We start from the raw sequence: 16,235 nt of genomic DNA, 5'->3' as shown, positions 1-16,235 counted from the left end.
GAAAGCGCGCGGTAGTCTATAAGGGACAACTTAACGTGGCCGCATGTGGGAGATCACACTTCTGGCGCCGGTTGAGGAGTGGTACTTGCAGGTCTGCGAGGACGACCCGAAAACGGCGGAGAACATTCTTGAAGCCTTGGACTTGTTGGCCGATGAGGGCCCGACCCTGGGGCGGCCTGCGGTGGACCGGATCCACCGCAGTCGTTTGCACAACCTCAAGGAACTGAGGCCAGGGTCCTCGGGTGCCAGTGAGGTGCGCATGCTGTTCGTCTTCGACCAGGAACGAGAGGCCATCATCCTGGTGGCGGGCGACAAATCGGGTCGTTGGTCGGAGTGGTACGAGGAGTCGATCCCGTTGGCGGAGAAGCGCTACGCGGATTACGTCAAGGAGCAACGGAACGGAGCACGCCGATGAAGGGACGTAGTTGGACCGAGGTGCGGGCCGAGGTCATGAAGCGGTTTCCCGAGCTGGCGACGCCGGAGGCAGAAGCGAGGCGGGCACGGATTCGCCAGGAAACGCTGGCCCAGATTCGGGGGCATGAGCTGGCCGAGCTGCGGCGCAAGGCCGGGCTCACCCAGAAGCACGTGGCTGAGCTGATGGGGGTGAGCCAGGCGCGGGTGTCGCAGATCGAGCACGGGCAGGTGGACAGCCTGGACAACCTGCGGGCCTACGCCGCCGCGATCGGCGGGGAGGTCGAGGTGGCCGTTCGGTACGGGGAGCGGACGATCAAGGTGGCTTGATCGTCCGCTTCGGCTGTGGTCCTCAGCTGAGCAGGGTGGACATCCAGGATTCGACGTCCTTGACCGTCCTCGGGAGGGCGCCGGACATCAGGTGGGCGCCGTCTGCCGTGATGACCAGGTCGTCCTCGATGCGGATGCCGAGGCCGCGGAGTTCGACGGGGAGGGTCTCGTCGTCGGGTTGGAGGTAGAGGCCGGGTTCGACGGTGAGGACCATGCCCTCCTCCAGGGTGCCGTCGAGGTAGTGGTCGGCGCGGGACTTGGCGCAGTCGTGGTAGTCGAGGCCGAGCATGTGGCCGGAGCCGCAGAGGGTGTAGCGGCGGTGGAGGCCGTTGTCCTCGGCGAGGGCCTCTTCGGCGGGGATGCGCAGGACGCCCCAGTCGGCGAGGCCTTCGGCGATGACCCGCATGGCGGCGCGGTGGAAGTCGCGGTACTGCGCGCCGGGGCGCAGGGCGGCGATGCCGGCGCTCTGGGCGGCGAGGACGAGCTCGTAGGCCTGCCGCTGGATCGGGGAGAAGGTGCCGCTGAGCGGGAGGGTGCGGGTGATGTCGGCGGCGTAGAGGGTGTCGGTCTCGACGCCGGCGTCCAGCAGGAGCAGGGAGTTCGGGTCGAGGGCGCCGTCGTTGCGGATCCAGTGCAGGACGCAGGCGTGGGCGCCGGAGGCGGCGATGGTGGTGTAGCTGGTGCCGTTGCCCTCGGCGCGGGCGCGCAGGTCGAAGACGCCCTCGATCCAGCGTTCGCCGCGGGGGTGGCGCAGTGCGGTGGGCAGGGCGCGGACGACGTCCTCGAAGCCGGTGACGGTGTGGTCGACGGCCAGTTGCAGCTGCTCGACCTCCCAGGTGTCCTTGACCAGGCGCAACTCGGAGAGGACGGCGGCGAGTTCGCCGTCCCGGAGGTACTCGTCCGGCCGCCCGGTGGCCTCGTCCACCAGCGGGTCGGTGCCCTCCAGGACCCGGGTGGGCGGCTGCGGTCCGGTGAGCAGTTTGCCCAGGTCGTCGAGGTGTTCGGTGCGCAGTCCGGTGAGCCGGGCGGCCTCGTCGAGGTCGGGGCGGCGGCCGACCCAGAACTCCCCGTAGCGGCGGTCGCGGTAGAACTCGCCGCCGCTGCGCGGGGACCGGGGGTGCAGGTAGAGGACCGGTTCGTGCCCCTCCGGCCCCGCGGGTTCGAGGACGAGCACGTGGTCGGCCTGGTCCTCGCCGGTGAGGCCGGTGAGCCAGACGTACGCGCTGTGCGGGCGGAAGCGGTGGTCCAGGTCGTTGGCACGGACCTTGAGCCGCCCGGCCGGGACGATCAGCCGCTCGCCGGGGAAGGCGGCGGAGAGCCGGGCGCGGCGGCCGGGGAAGCGGTCGTAGCCGGGCACCCGCTGGTCGGTGGGGAGCGGGGTGGCGGCCCAGCGGGTGCCCATGAAGGCTTCGAGGGCGGGGGAGACGGGGAGGTCGTGGCTTCCGGTGTTGAGGCCGGTCGGGGGAAGGGTCACCGGTGAACTCCTAGGCGGGGCTTGGGAGGTGCGGCACGGACACGGCTCGGTAACGGGTGCCGCCACCTCTTGTGCAGTGCAATTTCACATTACTATGTTACAGCTCACACCGGGGGAACGGCCAGACCGTGACGGTCGCCCTCCCCTGTGGGCCCCGGACCACCTGACGGGGCGGACCACGGGCTTCACGGCAGGCCCCCCACAGCGGAGTTGCACATGACCAGGCGCACCCACGCCGCCCTCGCGGCGGCCCTCGCGGCGACCCTCACCCTCGGCCTCGGGGCCTGCAAGAACGACAAGAGCGACAGCGGCGGCGACGCCGCGCCCTCGAACGGCCAGGGCCCGGGCGCCGCGTCCGGTTCGGTCATCGGCGGCACCCCGGTCAAGGGCGGCACCCTCAACGTCCTGACCAACCAGGACTTCACCCACCTCGACCCGGCCCGCAACTGGACCCTCCCGCAGATGGACTTCGGCGCCCGGCTGATCTACCGCACCCTGACCACCTTCAAGTCCGAACCGGGCGCCGCGGGCAGCGAGATCGTCCCGGACCTCGCCACCGACCTCGGCAAGTCCTCCGAGGGCGGCAAGGTGTGGACCTTCACCCTCAAGGACGGCCTCAAGTACGAGGACGGCACCCCGATCAGGTCCGCCGACATCAAGTACAACGTCGAGCGGTCCTTCTCCCCGGACCTCACCGGCGGCCCCGACTACGCCGTCCAGTACCTGGCCGGTGGCGAGAACTACAAGGGCCCGCTGACCGGCGAGCACCTGGCGAGCATCGAGACCCCGGACGACAGGACGATCGTCTTCCACCTCAAGCGCCCGGTCGCCGAGTTCGCGGACACCGTCACCCTCCCGACCTTCTCCCCGGTCCCGCAGTCCCAGGAGAAGGGCACCCAGTACGACTCCCGGCCCTTCTCCTCCGGCCCGTACAAGATCGAGACCTACGACCGCGGCAAGCAGATGGTGCTGGTCCGCAACGCCAACTGGGACCAGACCACCGACAGCGTCCGCAAGGCGTACCCGGACAGGATCGTGGTCACCCAGGGCATCAAGGGCGGTCAGGCCGACGACCGGATCATCGCCAGCGAAGGCGCCGACGCCAACGCGATCGAGATGCCGTGGATGGCCCACGAGTCCGTCTCCAAGGTGATGACCAAGCCGGACGTCAAGGCCCGCATGGCGGCCGAGCAGACCGGCTGTACGGACATGCTGTACCTGAACACCTCCAAGGCCCCCTTCGACGACCCGAAGGTGCGCGAGGCGATGATGTGGGCGGTCGACCGCGAGGCGCAGGTGACGGCCTTCGGCGGCCCGGCGATGGCGGACGTGGCCACCTCCTACCTCCCGCCGTCGCTGACCGGCGGTGCCAAGACCGACCCGCTGAAGATCCCGGCCGCGGGTGACCCGGAGAAGGCCAAGGCCCTGCTGAAGGAGGCCGGCAGGACCGACCTCAAGATGTCGATCACCGTCTCCCTGGGAGACAAGACCCGCGCCGAGGCGATCCAGCAGTCGCTGGCCAAGGCCGGTATCCAGGTCACCGTCAACACGGTCGACCCGTCCGCCTTCACCGACACCCTCGGCGACGCCAGGAACGCCCCCGAGCTGACCATCAACGGCTGGTGCCCGGACTACCCCTCCGCCGCGACCTTCTTCCCGTTCATCTTCGACGGACGGACCATCAAGGAGAAGGGCAACCAGGGCAACTTCAGCCAGTTCCGCGACCAGGCCACGATGGACCGGATGGACCAGATCGCGGCCATGACGGACGTCAACGAGGCCAACAAGGCCTGGCAGCAGCTGGACGAGGACCTGCTGAAGAAGGCCCCGGCCGTCCCGCTGATGTGGCAGCGCCGCCCGCTGCTGGCCGGCAGCAACGTGGCCGGCGTGTTCGGCAACTCCGGCTACGCCGGAATGATCGACATGGCCGTGGTCGGCCTCAAGGACCCCGCCAAGGGCAAGTGAGGGGCCCGATGAGTACCACCACTGAGCCCGCCGCCGTGGCCGAGTCCACGGCGGCGGGCGCCAAGAAGAGTGCCGGGCGGGGGCCGTGGCGGCTGGTCTGGGACCAGCTGTGGGCCAAGGGCTCGGCCCGGTTCGGACTGATCACCGTCGGCGTGCTGCTCCTGGCCTCCGCCCTGGCGAGCCCGCTGAGCTCGCTCGGCGGCTGGTCCCCCGAGGAGTTCGACAAACGTGCCATCGACCCCTACCTGGGCGGCATGCCCCGGGGCGACTTCGGCGGCATCAGCACCCGGCACTGGCTGGGCGTCGAGCCGATCACCGGACGCGACCTGTTCGCCCGGGTGCTGCACGGAGGGCAGGTCTCGCTGCTGATCGCGTTCACCGCGACCGCCGTCGTCGTGATCGCGGGCACCCTGGCCGGCATCGCGGCGGGCTACTTCGGTGGGCGCACCGACGCCCTGCTGTCCCGGCTGATGGACCTCACGATGTCCTTTCCCTCGCTGATCTTCATGATCGCGATGATGTCGGTGGCCAAGGACGTCAACCGGATCCTGCTGATCACCCTGGTGATCGGCCTGTTCACCTGGCCCGGCATCGCCCGCGTGGTGCGCGGCCAGACCCTCTCGATCAAGCACCGCGAGTACGTCGAGGCCGCCAAGGTCGGCGGCGCGCGCTCCTGGCGGATCCTCACCCGGGAGATCCTCCCGAACGTCTCCGGGCCGATCATCGCGTACACCACGCTGCTGATCCCCGGCATGATCGCCACCGAGGCCGCGCTCAGCTACCTCGGCGTGGGCGTCCGCCCGCCGACCGCGTCCTGGGGCCAGATGATCGCCGAGAGCATCGTCCACTACGAGACCGACCCGACGTACTTCCTGATCCCGACGGTCTTCCTGTTCCTCGCCGTGCTCGCCTTCACCCTGCTCGGGGACGCGCTGCGCGACATCCTCGACCCCCGGGGAGGCCGGTCGTGATCCTCTACCTCGGCCGCCGGCTGCTCGGCGTGGCGGGCATCCTGCTCGCCATCTGCGCCATCACCTTCGCCATCTTCTACCTGCTGCCCAACGACCCGGCCGCGGCCGCCTGCGGCAAGACCTGCAGCCCCGAGCGGCTCGCCGACGTCAAGGCGGCGATGGGCCTGGACAAGCCGGTCTGGGAACAGTTCCTCGCCTACCTCGGCGGGATCTTCGCCGGGCGCGACTACGGCTCCGGCCCCAGCGCCGTGCACTGCGGCTTCCCCTGCCTCGGCTACTCGTACGAGTACGGGCTGCCGGTCTGGGACCTGCTCACCGACCGGCTGCCGGTCTCCATCTCGCTGGCCCTCGGGGCGGCCGCGCTCTGGCTGGTCCTCGGCCTCGGCGCGGGCGTCACCTCGGCGCTGCGCAAGGGCAGGCCGGTCGACAGGACCCTGATGGTGCTCTCCGTCGGCACCGCCTCGCTGCCGGTCTACTTCACCTCGATCATGCTGATCTGGGGCGTCGTCAGGACGGCCGGGCTGCTGCCCTACCCGGCGTACCACCAGTTCACCGACAACCCCTTCGAGTGGGCCTCCAACCTGCTGCTGCCGTGGATCGCGCTGGCCCTGCTGTACGCGGCCATGTACGCGAGGCAGAGCCGCAACTCGATGATCGAGGCGATGGCCGAGCCGTACATCCGCACCGCCCGGGCCAAGGGGCTGCCGCCGCGCACCGTGACGGTCAAGCACGGGCTGCGCTCGGGGATGACGCCGATCCTGACCATCTTCGGCATGGACCTCGGCGGCCTGCTGGCCGGAGCCGTCATCACCGAGTCCATCTTCGGCCTGCCCGGCGTCGGCCGGCTGTTCTACGACGGCCTGGGCCGCTCCGACCAGCCCGTCATCCTCGGCGTCACCCTGCTCGCCGCCTTCTTCATCGTCGTGGCGAACCTGCTGGTCGACGTGCTCTACGCGTTCGTCGACCCGAGAGTGAGGTACTGATGACGACTGCGCTCCTGGAGGTCGAGGACCTCAAGGTCGCCTTCGACACCCCGCGCGGCACCGTCCGGGCCGTGGACGGCATCTCCTTCACCGTCGAGGCCGGACGCACCCTCGGCCTGGTCGGCGAGTCCGGCAGCGGCAAGTCCGTCACCTCGCTCGCCGTCATGGGCCTGCACCGCGGCGCCGCCGTCACCGGCTCGATCCGGCTGAACGGGCAGGAGCTGACCGGCCTGGGCGAGCGGGAACTGGGCGCGGTGCGGGGCCGGCGGATCGCGATGATCTTCCAGGACCCGCTGTCCAGCCTGCACCCCTTCTACACCGTCGGCGAGCAGATCGCCGAGCACTACCGGGTGCACTTCAAGGCCGGACGCAAGGCCGGCCGGGCCCGGGCGGTCGAGATGCTGGCCGAGGTCGGCATCCCGGAACCGGCCCGCCGGGTCGACGAGTACCCGCACCAGTTCTCCGGCGGCATGCGCCAGCGCGTCATGATCGCCATGGCGCTGGCCTGCGAACCCGAGCTGCTGATCGCCGACGAGCCCACCACGGCCCTCGACGTCACCGTCCAGGCGCAGATCCTCGATCTGATCGCCCGGATCCAGCAGGAGCGCGGCCTCGGCGTCGTGATGATCACCCACGACCTCGGCGTGGTCGCCCGGGTCGCCCACGAGGTGCTGGTCATGTACGGCGGCCGGGCGGCCGAACAGGCCCCGGTGGACCGGCTCTTCGCCACCCCGGCGCACCCGTACACCCGCGGCCTGCTGGACTCGCTGCCCCGCCTGGACGACACCGACGACGCCCCGCTGCGGGCCATCCCCGGCAGCCCGCCGTCGCTGATCGCCCCCGCCCCCGGCTGCTCCTTCGCCCCGCGCTGCGTCCGCACCACCGCGGCGTCCGCCGAGGAGCACGCCCGCTGCGTGGCCGAGCGCCCGCTGCTCGGCCCGCTCGGCCCCGGCCACCAGGCCGCCTGTCACCTGCCGCTGGTGCCGGAGGGAGTGCTGTGAGCAGTCAACCGCTGTTGTCCGTACGGGACCTGGTGAAGACCTTCCCCGGGCGGCGCAGCCGCACCGGCCGGGCCGGAGCACCCGTCCGGGCCGTGGACGGGGTGAGCTTCGACCTCGGCGCGGGGGAGACGCTGGGCCTGGTCGGGGAGTCCGGCTGCGGGAAGTCCACCACCGGGCGGATGATCGTCCGGCTGCTCGACCCGACCTCGGGCACCGTCACCTTCGACGGCACCGAGATCGGCGGGCTCTCCCAGGCCCGGCTGCGGCCGCACCGGCGGAACCTGCAGATGGTCTTCCAGGACCCGTACTCCTCGCTCAACCCCCGGCAGACGGTGGCCCGGATCATCTCCGAGCCGCTGCTGGTCCAGGGCGGGAGCGCGGCGGGCGCGCGCAAGCGCGCGGCGGAGCTGATGGAGCTGGTCGGGCTGATCCCCGAACACCTCGACCGCTACCCGCACGAGTTCTCCGGCGGCCAGGCGCAGCGCATCGGCATCGCCCGCTCGCTGGCCACCTCGCCGAAGCTGGTGATCGCGGACGAGCCGGTCTCCGCACTGGACGTCTCCATCCAGGCCCAGGTGGTCAATCTGATGGAGCGGTTGCAGCGGGAGCTGGGCCTGGCGTACGTGTTCATCGCGCACGACCTCTCGGTGGTCAAGCGGGTCTGCGACCGGGTCGCGGTGATGTACCTCGGCCGGATCGTCGAGATCGGCGACAAGGCCGAGGTGTACGGCAACCCGGCGCACCCGTACACCAGGGCGCTGCTCTCCGCGGTGCCGCTGCCGGATCCGGCGGCGGAGCGGGCCCGGGAGCGGATCGTGCTGCTCGGCGACCCGCCGAGTCCGGCCGATCCTCCGACGGGGTGCACCTTCCACCCGCGCTGCCCGAAGGCGCGGGAGATCTGCCGGACGGAGCGGCCGCTGCTGCGGATCGTCGGGACCGGCGGTGCGGGTGCGGCGACCGGTGTCGCGGGCGAGGCGACCGGCGGTGCGGGCGGCGCGGCCACGGCTACCGGTGTCACGGGCGGCCGGGAGGCGGCCTGCCACTTCCCGGAGTAGCCACCACGAACCCCCGGTCGGACGCGGCGGGGAACCTCACGAGGGCCGCGTCCGACCGGGATCCACCCCGCCCACCCTCCGTCACGCCTCCTCGGTGAGCGGCGGCAGCAGGCGCGGGCCGGGCCCCTCGGTGGCGAGTTCGTCGCCCGGGTTGAGCACCCGGCAGCGGCGCAGCGACACGCAGCCGCAGCCGATGCAGCCGGTCAGTTCGGACTCCAGCCGCTCCAGCTCCATCCGCCGGGCGTGCAGCTGCTCGGCCCAGCGCCGGGAGATGCGCTCCCAGTCGTGCTTGCCCGGCATCCGGTCCTCGGGCAGGCCCGTGAAGACCTCGGCGACCTCGGCGAGCGGGATGCCGAGGCGCTTGGCGACCAGGATGAGCGAGATCCGGCGCAGCACGTGCCGCCGGTAGCGGCGCTGGTTGCCCGCCGACCGCTCGGAGGAGATCAGCCCCTGGTCCTCGTAGAAGCGCACCGCCGAGGTGGCGATCCCGGCCCGCCGGGCCACCTCACCGACGCTCAGCAGATCGACCGGCGCGGTGGTCATGGCGACTCCTTGACTTCAAGTTCTGTTGAAGTCCTAGCGTACCGGACGTGACCGAATCATCTGTCGTAGAGAACGCCACCATCACCGCTGAGCATGGAAGTTACCCTCCGGATTCGATACCGTCCGGAGCCTCCGGAGGGTGGGGTGAACTCTTCTCCCGCCGGTACGCGGCCGCCGCGTCGATCCTGGCCGGCGGCGTCGCGCTGTACGCGATGAACCTGTACTTCACCGCCGCGCTGATGCCCTCGATCGTCGCCGACATCGGCGGGGAGCGGTACTACGCGTGGGTGGCCACCGGCTTCCTGATGGCCGCCGTCATCGCCTCGATGCTGGTCAGCCGGCTGCTGGACCGCCTCGGCGCGGCCCGCGCCTACGTGCTCGGCTTCCTGGTCTTCGGCGCCGGAGCCGTGGTCAACGCGCTCAGTCCGTCGATAGCGGCGCTGATCCTCGGCCGGGTGGTGCAGGGGCTCGGCGGTGGACTGCTGTCCGGGCTCGGCTACGCCGTGATCCGCAGCGCGCTGCCGGAGCGGCTGTGGACCCGGGGGGCCGGACTGGTCTCCGCGATGTGGGGCGTCGGCACCCTGGTCGGGCCCTCGCTGGGTGGGCTGTTCGCCCAGCTCGGAGCCTGGCGCTGGGGGTACGTGCTGCTGCTGGTCGCCGCGCTGGTGCTGGCCGCGCTGGCCCGCCGGGTGCTGCCCGGGCGCTCCGGAGCAGGGCAGGGCAGCGGCCCGGTGCCGCTGGCCTCGCTGCTGCTGCTCACCCTGGCGGCGGCCGCCTTCAGCATCAGCTCGACCGTGCCGAGCGGCTGGCCGACGGCGGTCTGCCTGCTCGCCGGGCTGGCGCTGCTGATCGGCTTCGTGGCGGCCGAGCGGCGTGGGGCGGCGACGGTGCTGCCGCAGCAGACCTACCGGGCCGGCAACCCGCTGAAGTGGCTCTACCTGACCGTCGCGGTGCTCTGCGCCGGCGTGGTGGCGGAGAACTTCATCCCGCTGTTCGGCCAGCAGCTGGGCGGTCTCGGCCCGCTGGTGGCCGGGTTCCTCGGCGCCGCGACCTCGGCGGGCTGGACCGCCGCCCAGCTGTTCAGCGTCGGGATCGACTCCGTCCGCGGCCGGGCCCTGGCGATCCGCACCGCCCCGCTGTTGCTGGTCACCGGCCTGCTGGTCTACGGGCTGGCGCAGACCGGGCACGCCTCCGGGCTGCGGGTGGTGCTGTGGGCGGTGGCGCTGTTCGGTGCCGGTACCGGAATCGGGCTGGCCTTCCCGCACCTGAGCGTGACCGCGATGCGCAGTAGCAGCGACCCCGCCGAGGGCGGCAAGGCGGCCGCGGCGATCAACACCACCCAGCTGATCGCGATCTCGGTCACCTCGGCGCTGGCCGGCACCCTCGTCAACCTGGGCGGGGACAGCCCGGTCGACGCGGCCCGGTACATGACCTTCGGGATCGCCGCGATCGTCGTCCTCGGGGTGGTCACCGCCGCGCGCACCGCGCGCAGCCTGGAGCGCTGAGCCCGGGCGCACGAGCAGGCCCCGGATCCCTTTTCGTCGGGGGGATCCGGGGCCCTTCCACGCGTTCGCCGGGTCAGGAGGCCGGGCCGACCCGGACGGTCGTGACCCGCCCGCCCTGGGTCTCCCGGACGACCTCGATCCTCGTGTTGGTGTCCGGCACCTTCACCGCGAGCTGCGGGGTGGCCGGGTCGCCGTACACGCCGGTGTGGTCGTTGAACACCGGGACGGCCGGCTCGGACGGGATCCGCACCGCGACGCCGCCCTTGTGCAGGGTGAAGGCGGTGGTCGGCTTGAGCGAGAACGGCGCGTCGAAGGTCTGCGCCCGCCCGTTGACCAGGCTGCCGTCGGCGAAGCGGATCGGCGCCGGGTGGGCGTCGATCGGCAGGATCAGCCCGCCGCCGGGGTGGTCCTTGGTGTTGTTGTCGCCGTACGAGGTGTCCCACAGCCAGAGCAGGACGCCCTCCTGGTACGGGTAGTTGTCCACCACGTTGGCCTTGCCCGCGACACCGCCGTACCCGAAGTTGTACGGGCCGGTCCTCAGGAACGCGCCGTAGCCGGTGTAGCGGCGGTTCTCGGCGAGGTAGGCGCGCGGGTGCTGCTTGACGGCGGTGCGGCCGGTGATGATGGTGAAGCCGTTGGCCGTCCAGCCGTTCGGGCCGTTCTCGGCACCGTCGGCGAACAGCTCCGCGCCGCCGGCGGTGAGCTTCACGGCGTCGACCAGCACGCCCCTGCCGTGGGTGTTGCTGTCCGAGGTGACGTGGAACCGCAGCCGGACCTGCTGGCCGAGGTAGCCGTCCAGCGGGATGTGCAGCTTCCGGTAGGTGCCGGAACTGCCGCTCAGACCAGGGGTGTTGGCGTTGGTGTTGCCGATCGGCGCGCCGTCCACGGTGCCGCCCAGGGCCGTCCAGCGCTTGCCCTGGTCGGTGGAGGCCTCGACGGTGAGGAAGTCGTAGTCCTGCTCGGTGTCGTACCAGACCGCGGCGTCCAGGGCGGCCGGGCCGGTGGCGGTGCGTAGATCGACGTCGCGGGCGAGGGAGTTGTCGAGGTTGTCGCCGGTGTCGCTCCACCACTGCCTGCCGCCCTCGTACGGATCGGCGAGGTCGGTGCTGGTGGTGCCGTCCGGCAGGTGGACCAGGAGGGCCTGGGCCAGGTCGGTGTTGTAACTGCTCACCCCGAGGGCATGGGTGGAGCGGGTGGCGGCCTGAGCCTCGTCGTAGTCGAGCCAGCCGAACTGCAGCTTGCTCCAGGCGTCGAGGTCGCCGGGGTAGCCGCCGGTGGTGTTGGGGCCCTTGCCGAGGTAGGAGCCGGAGGACATCAGCGACCAGAAGTTGACGCTGTTGTCACCGCCGTTGGTGGGGTACAGGTCGGGCAGGCCGAGGTTGTGGCCGTACTCGTGGGCGAACAGGCCCACGCCGCTGTTCTCGCCCGCCTGGACGTAGTCGTAGACGTACAGCCCGGTGTCGCCGACCGGCGCGCCGCCGATCCGGTTGCCGTCCGGCCCGGTCCGGCCGGTCGCGTCCGGGAAGGCCCAGCTGCGGTGCGCCCACAGGGCGTCGGCGCCCTGGGCACCGCCGCCCCAGGTCTCGTCGACGCCCGCGTGCACCACGATGACGTTGTCCAGGTAGCCGTCGGGCTGGTTGAACTCGCCGGTCTTGGTGTGGTCGTAGCGGTCGTAGACGTCGTACTGGGAGAGCTGCGCCCTGATGTCGGCGACGCTGCGGCCCTTGGCGATCTCGCCGTCGTACCAGGCCTTGAGGGCGTCCCGGACGAACTCCTGGGCCTGGGTCCAGGCGCCGGAGCCCTGCGGGCCCTTGTTGCTGCCGTAGCGGGCCTCGTTGTACGGGACGGTGACCCAGTCGCTGACGGTGCCCTCGACGTCGTACCGGCCGGAGGACTGGGTGCGGTAGTAGTTGCGCATCGACACCGCGCCGGGCGTGTCGTCGAAGAACATCTTCTGGTAGTAGTCGCGGCTGAAGTCCGACTCCCACAGCGTGTGGTTGTCGTCCCTGCCCGGCTTGGGGATCTGGTTGTGGCGCGGGCCCGGGGTGCCGCCGTAGCGCGGCTGGCCGTTCCACTGGGTGGTGTTGTCGACCTCGTCGCCGAACTGGGCGAGGATCACGAAGACCTTGTCCGTGCGCTGGTGGGCGAGTTGGACGTAGTCGTTGCCGACCTTCACCTTGGCCGGGGCCCGCTTGCCGTCGGCCTTGGCGACGGCGCCCTTGTTGAGCTGTTCCAGGGCCTTGCCGCGCAGCGCCTGGCGCTCGCGCTCCTGCGGGACCAGCGGCGCGGGCGGGGCCTCGGCGCCCTGGTCCGCCGCGGTTTGGGCGGCGGTGACGGTGAGGGGGGTCGGGGGAGCGGCCTGGGCGGGGGAGCCCAGCAGGGTGGCCGCTATCGCGCCCGTGGTGAGCGCGGCGGCGAGGGCCGCGGACAGTCTGCGCAACTGACCGGTCCTTTCCGGGGGTTGGGGGGTGCTTCGGTCATCGATGGGTGAAGCGCAGGTAATATTTCACATGTCACGTGCCGCGTGGAAGGGGTGTGAAGCAAGCGAAGGGGCGTCGCACCCGCAGGTGCGACGCCCCTCGACTGCCCGACGCCCGGCCGGCATGGCGAGCTCCGGCCCGGCCCGGACGGATCAACCGATCAGCCCAGGGACTGCTGGAGGAAGGCGAGTTCGGCCGCGGCCACCTGCTCGTTCACCCCGCCCGGAGTCATGTGGGTGACGCCCGGCAGCGGCAGCACGCCGTGCGGGCGGCCGGCCCGGGTGAGCTCCTGGGAGAGCAGCAGGGTGTGCGAGGGGTGGACGTTGTCGTCGGCCAGCCCGTGGATCAGCAGCAGCGGCCTGGTCAGGCCGGGTGCGTCGGTGAGCAGGCAGTCGGCGGCGTAGCCCTCGGGGTTGTCCTGCGGCAGGCCGAGGTAGCGCTCGGTGTACGCGGTGTCGTAGAGCCGGAAGTCGGTGGGCGGGGCGCCCGCGCAGGCCGCGTGGAAGACGTCCGGGCGGCGCAGCACCGCGAGCGCGGCGAAGTAGCCGCCGTACGACCAGCCGCGCACGCCGACCCGGCCGAGGTCGAGGTCGGGGTGGTGCGCGGCGAGCGCGTGCAGGGCGTCGACCTGGTCGTCCAGGGCCGCCAGGGAGAAGCGGCGGAAGATCGCCCGGGTGAAGTCGGGGGAGACGAAGGGGGTGCCGCGGTTGTCGGTGGTGACCACGGCGAAGCCCTGGTCGGCCCACCACTGGCGGAGCTGCCAGCGGCGCGGCTCGGTGGCGACGGCCTGGTACCCCGGCCCGCCGTACACGTCCAGCAGGACGGGCAGCCGGCGGCCCGGGACGTGCTCGCGCGGGTACACCACGGCGGTGGGCAGGCCGCGCTCGGTGACCCGTTCGAACCGCGGGCGGACGGTGTACGGCAGGGCGGCGCTCAGGTCGGTGAGCGGCAGCTCGTGGCCCGCCCGGCGGACGACCCGCCGGATGCCCTCGGCGGTGGCGGAGGTGAGCAGCAGGGTGTCGCCGGCGGCGAGCGCGGAGTGCACGCCAGGGCCTCCGGTGGGGCCTTCGGCGGGGTCTCCGGCGAGGAGGACGGGCGCACCGCCGTCCGGGTCGACGAGGTGGACGTACTGGTCGGCCGGGTCGCCCTGGCCGGTCTCGCAGAGCAGTGCGCCGCCGAAGCGGCCGACCACCCGGCGGATCTGGAGTCCGGTGGTGTCCAGCGGCTCGCCGTCCAGGGCGAGGCCGCGGGCCTGCGGGGTGTCGTGGACGGTGAGCAGACGGCCGTCGGGCAGCCGGGCGGGGGTGCCGGGGAGGTCGTCGACCCAGAACTCGTCCGTGGTGCGCGAGAGTTCGCGGGTCTCGCCGGTGGCCGGTTCGGCGGTGAGCAGCAGCACGTTCTGCTGGAGCCGGTCGGCGACGGTCAGCAGCACCTCGTCGTCCGAGGCCCAGGAGGCGGCGCAGACGTACGGGAACTCCTCGGCGTCCCACCGCAGTCGGACCCGGGCGCCGTCGAGGCCGAGCACCCAGAGCTGGACGTCGGCGTTGGGGCCTCCGGCCTGCGGGTAGGCGAAGTCCTCACCGGGCTCGCCGGGGCGGGCCGGGTCGGCGAAGTAGCGGCGGGGGAGGGCGGATTCGTCCACCCGGGCGGCCAGCAGCGCGCCGCCGTCCGGGCGCCACCAGTGGCCCCGGGCGCGGCCGAGCTCCTCGGCGGCCGCGAACTCGGCGACGCCCCAGCGGGCGCCGTCGGCGGGGGAGAGGGGCGTCGGCTCCGGGGTCACGTACAGCGCGTCGTCCGCGACGTAGGCGACGCGCTCGCCGGTGGCGTCCGGGCGGGGGTCGAACGCGGGCCCGGCGGTGGGCAGTTCGGTGCTGGTGCCGGTGGCGGTGTCGGTGCGGAACAGCCGGCCGTCCAGGGCGAAGACGGCGGTGGCGAGGTCCGCGGTGGCGGCGTAGGTGCCGATCCCGGCGGCGACCAGCCGGGTGCGTTCGCGCAGTCGCCGTTCGACGGCGGGCAGTTCGTCGCGCTCGCCGCTGCGGCCGGGGGCGAGGGCGGTCGGGTCGGCGACCAGGCGCTCCTCCCCGGTGGTGACGTCGAGCAGGTGCAGGCGGTTGACCGGGTCCTCGGGGCCGGTCGAGCGGAGCAGCAGTACGCGGGTACCGTCCTCGGAGAGGGCGTGCGCGGACGGGGCGCCGAAGGTGAACCGACCGGTACGGGCGCTGAGGGAGAGGAATGCGTCGGTGAAGGTCACGGCCCGATGGTGGTCGTGGGGTGCGTGCCCGGACCAGTATTCTGCCATGTGAAATGTCACACACCATAAGGGAGGAACCACCGTGATCGAGGACCTTTCGACCGTCGAGCCCCCGGCCCCGCTGCCCGCCGCCGAGGGGCTGTTCGCGGTGTCGACGGACGCCGCCCACCTGAACCACGGCTCGTACGGTGCGGTGCCCGTCCCGGTGCAGCGGCTGCAGGAGCGGCTGCGGGCCGAGCACGAGCTGGACCCGGACGGCTTCTTCGCCGACCTGCCGGCCCGGATCGGCGCGGCGCGGGCCCGGATCGCCGCGGAGCTGGGCACCGACCCGGACCGGCTGGCCATGGTCTCCAACGTCACCGAGGCGGTCGCGATCGCCCTGGACAGCATCCCGTTCGCGCCCGGAGACCGGATCCTCGTCACCGACCACGGCTACGGGGTGGTCACCAGGGCCGCCGTCCGCAGGGCCGCCGAGACCGGTGCCGAGGTGGTCGTGGTCGAGGTGCCCCTGGACGCCCCGGACGAGCGGGCCGTCCGGGAAGCCGTGCTCGCCGCCGTCGACGGGCGCACCACCGTCGCCGTCCTCGACCAGATCACCTCGCCCACCGCCCGCCTGTTGGCCGGCCCGGAGCTGCTCGCCGAACTGCGCGGGCGCGGAGTGACCACCGTCGTGGACGGGGCCCACGCGCCCGGCATGCTGCCCGCCCCGGCCGACCCCGACGCCGACTTCTGGTTCGGCAACCTGCACAAGTGGGCCTTCGCCCCGCGCGGCACCGGTGTGCTCGCCGTCCGCCCCGAGTGGACGGAGCGGATACGCCCGCTGACCTTCTCCTGGGAGCACGACAAGGGCTTCCCGTGGAACGTCGAATGGCGCGGGACCTGCGACTACACGGGCTGGCTGGCCGCTCCGGCCGGCTTCGAGCTGCTGCGCGGGCTCGGCCCCGAGACGGTGGCGGCGCACAACGACGCGCTCGCCGCGTACGGCGCGCGGGTGCTGGTCGAGCGCGCGGGCCTGCGGCCGCTGCCCGCGACGCCCGGGGTGTCGATGCGTGCCGTACGGCTGCCGGCGGGCTGGGGCGAGGAGGAGCAGGACGTGCGGCCGCTGATGGCCGAGGTGTGGCGGCGGCTCGGCACCCGGATCGCCGTCCGCCCGTGGTCGGGCGGCGGGGTGCTGCGGGTCAGTGCCCAGCTGTACAACCGGGCGGAGGAGTACGAGCGGCTCGCGGACGGGCTGGCGGGGCTGCTGAGCGGCCGGTAGTCCTCGGC

Annotated in this window: 13 protein-coding genes; 9 read left to right on the top strand and 4 right to left on the bottom strand. The window is 72.2% G+C overall.

Annotated features, from left to right (window positions below; genetic code table 11):
• The first annotated feature begins 43 nt into the window (after positions 1-43).
• Entirely contained in the window at positions 44-415 is a 372-nt protein-coding gene (locus tag RZ50_RS23200; protein ID WP_196946797.1) for a type II toxin-antitoxin system RelE/ParE family toxin, read from the top strand.
• Positions 412-741, top strand: a complete 330-nt coding sequence (locus RZ50_RS23195; RefSeq protein WP_196946798.1) for a helix-turn-helix domain-containing protein — start codon at positions 412-414, stop codon at positions 739-741. Before RZ50_RS23200 ends, RZ50_RS23195 begins: the two co-directional genes overlap by 4 nt.
• A 22-nt stretch (positions 742-763) precedes the next feature.
• Here the strand turns inward: RZ50_RS23195 and RZ50_RS23190 are convergent, their stop codons facing one another.
• Positions 764-2,215 (bottom strand): aminopeptidase P family protein, encoded by a 1,452-nt coding sequence (locus RZ50_RS23190; RefSeq protein ID WP_308272095.1) that lies wholly within the window; start codon positions 2,213-2,215, stop codon positions 764-766.
• 216 nt (positions 2,216-2,431) lie between these two features.
• On the opposite strand from RZ50_RS23190, the gene RZ50_RS23185 reads away from it, so the two are divergent.
• From RZ50_RS23185 to RZ50_RS23165, 5 genes are read left to right on the top strand one after another with little or no spacing between them, the layout of a single operon-like run.
• Entirely contained in the window at positions 2,432-4,180 is a 1,749-nt protein-coding gene (locus RZ50_RS23185; protein ID WP_196946799.1) for an ABC transporter substrate-binding protein, read from the top strand.
• Positions 4,181-4,188: 8 nt separating this feature from the next.
• Positions 4,189-5,151, top strand: a complete 963-nt coding sequence (locus RZ50_RS23180; RefSeq protein WP_196946800.1) for an ABC transporter permease — start codon at positions 4,189-4,191, stop codon at positions 5,149-5,151.
• A complete protein-coding gene (locus RZ50_RS23175; protein ID WP_196946801.1) occupies positions 5,148-6,134 on the top strand; it encodes an ABC transporter permease in 987 nt (328 codons plus the stop codon). The genes RZ50_RS23180 and RZ50_RS23175 overlap by 4 nt, the downstream gene beginning before the upstream one ends.
• On the top strand, positions 6,134-7,135 hold the full coding sequence (locus tag RZ50_RS23170) for an ABC transporter ATP-binding protein (RefSeq protein ID WP_196946802.1): 1,002 nt from the start codon (positions 6,134-6,136) through the stop codon (positions 7,133-7,135). Before RZ50_RS23175 ends, RZ50_RS23170 begins: the two co-directional genes overlap by 1 nt.
• Positions 7,132-8,190 (top strand): ABC transporter ATP-binding protein, encoded by a 1,059-nt coding sequence (locus tag RZ50_RS23165; protein ID WP_196946803.1) that lies wholly within the window; start codon positions 7,132-7,134, stop codon positions 8,188-8,190. The genes RZ50_RS23170 and RZ50_RS23165 overlap by 4 nt, the downstream gene beginning before the upstream one ends.
• 81 nt (positions 8,191-8,271) lie before the next feature.
• On the opposite strand, the gene soxR is transcribed toward RZ50_RS23165, so the two are convergent.
• Entirely contained in the window at positions 8,272-8,733 is a 462-nt protein-coding gene (gene soxR, locus RZ50_RS23160) for a redox-sensitive transcriptional activator SoxR (RefSeq protein WP_196946804.1), read from the bottom strand.
• 47 nt (positions 8,734-8,780) lie between these two features.
• Here soxR and RZ50_RS23155 point away from each other — a divergent pair, with 47 nt between their 5' ends.
• Entirely contained in the window at positions 8,781-10,238 is a 1,458-nt protein-coding gene (locus RZ50_RS23155) for an MFS transporter (RefSeq protein WP_196946805.1), read from the top strand.
• 73 nt (positions 10,239-10,311) lie between these two features.
• Here the strand turns inward: RZ50_RS23155 and RZ50_RS23150 are convergent, their stop codons facing one another.
• Both RZ50_RS23150 and RZ50_RS23145 read right to left on the bottom strand, forming a co-directional pair.
• A complete protein-coding gene (locus RZ50_RS23150; protein WP_254803025.1) occupies positions 10,312-12,678 on the bottom strand; it encodes an immune inhibitor A domain-containing protein in 2,367 nt (788 codons plus the stop codon).
• A gap of 200 nt (positions 12,679-12,878) precedes the next feature.
• Positions 12,879-14,969 (bottom strand): prolyl oligopeptidase family serine peptidase, encoded by a 2,091-nt coding sequence (locus RZ50_RS23145; protein ID WP_196946806.1) that lies wholly within the window; start codon positions 14,967-14,969, stop codon positions 12,879-12,881.
• An 82-nt stretch (positions 14,970-15,051) separates the two neighbouring features.
• On the opposite strand from RZ50_RS23145, the gene RZ50_RS23140 reads away from it, so the two are divergent.
• On the top strand, positions 15,052-16,227 hold the full coding sequence (locus RZ50_RS23140; protein WP_196946807.1) for an aminotransferase class V-fold PLP-dependent enzyme: 1,176 nt from the start codon (positions 15,052-15,054) through the stop codon (positions 16,225-16,227).
• Positions 16,228-16,235: the final 8 nt, after the last annotated feature.

The organism is Kitasatospora sp. SUK 42 (assembly GCF_015776785.2).
Lineage (GTDB): Bacteria > Actinomycetota > Actinomycetes > Streptomycetales > Streptomycetaceae > Kitasatospora.
This window is presented reverse-complemented; position numbering and strand designations above follow the sequence as displayed.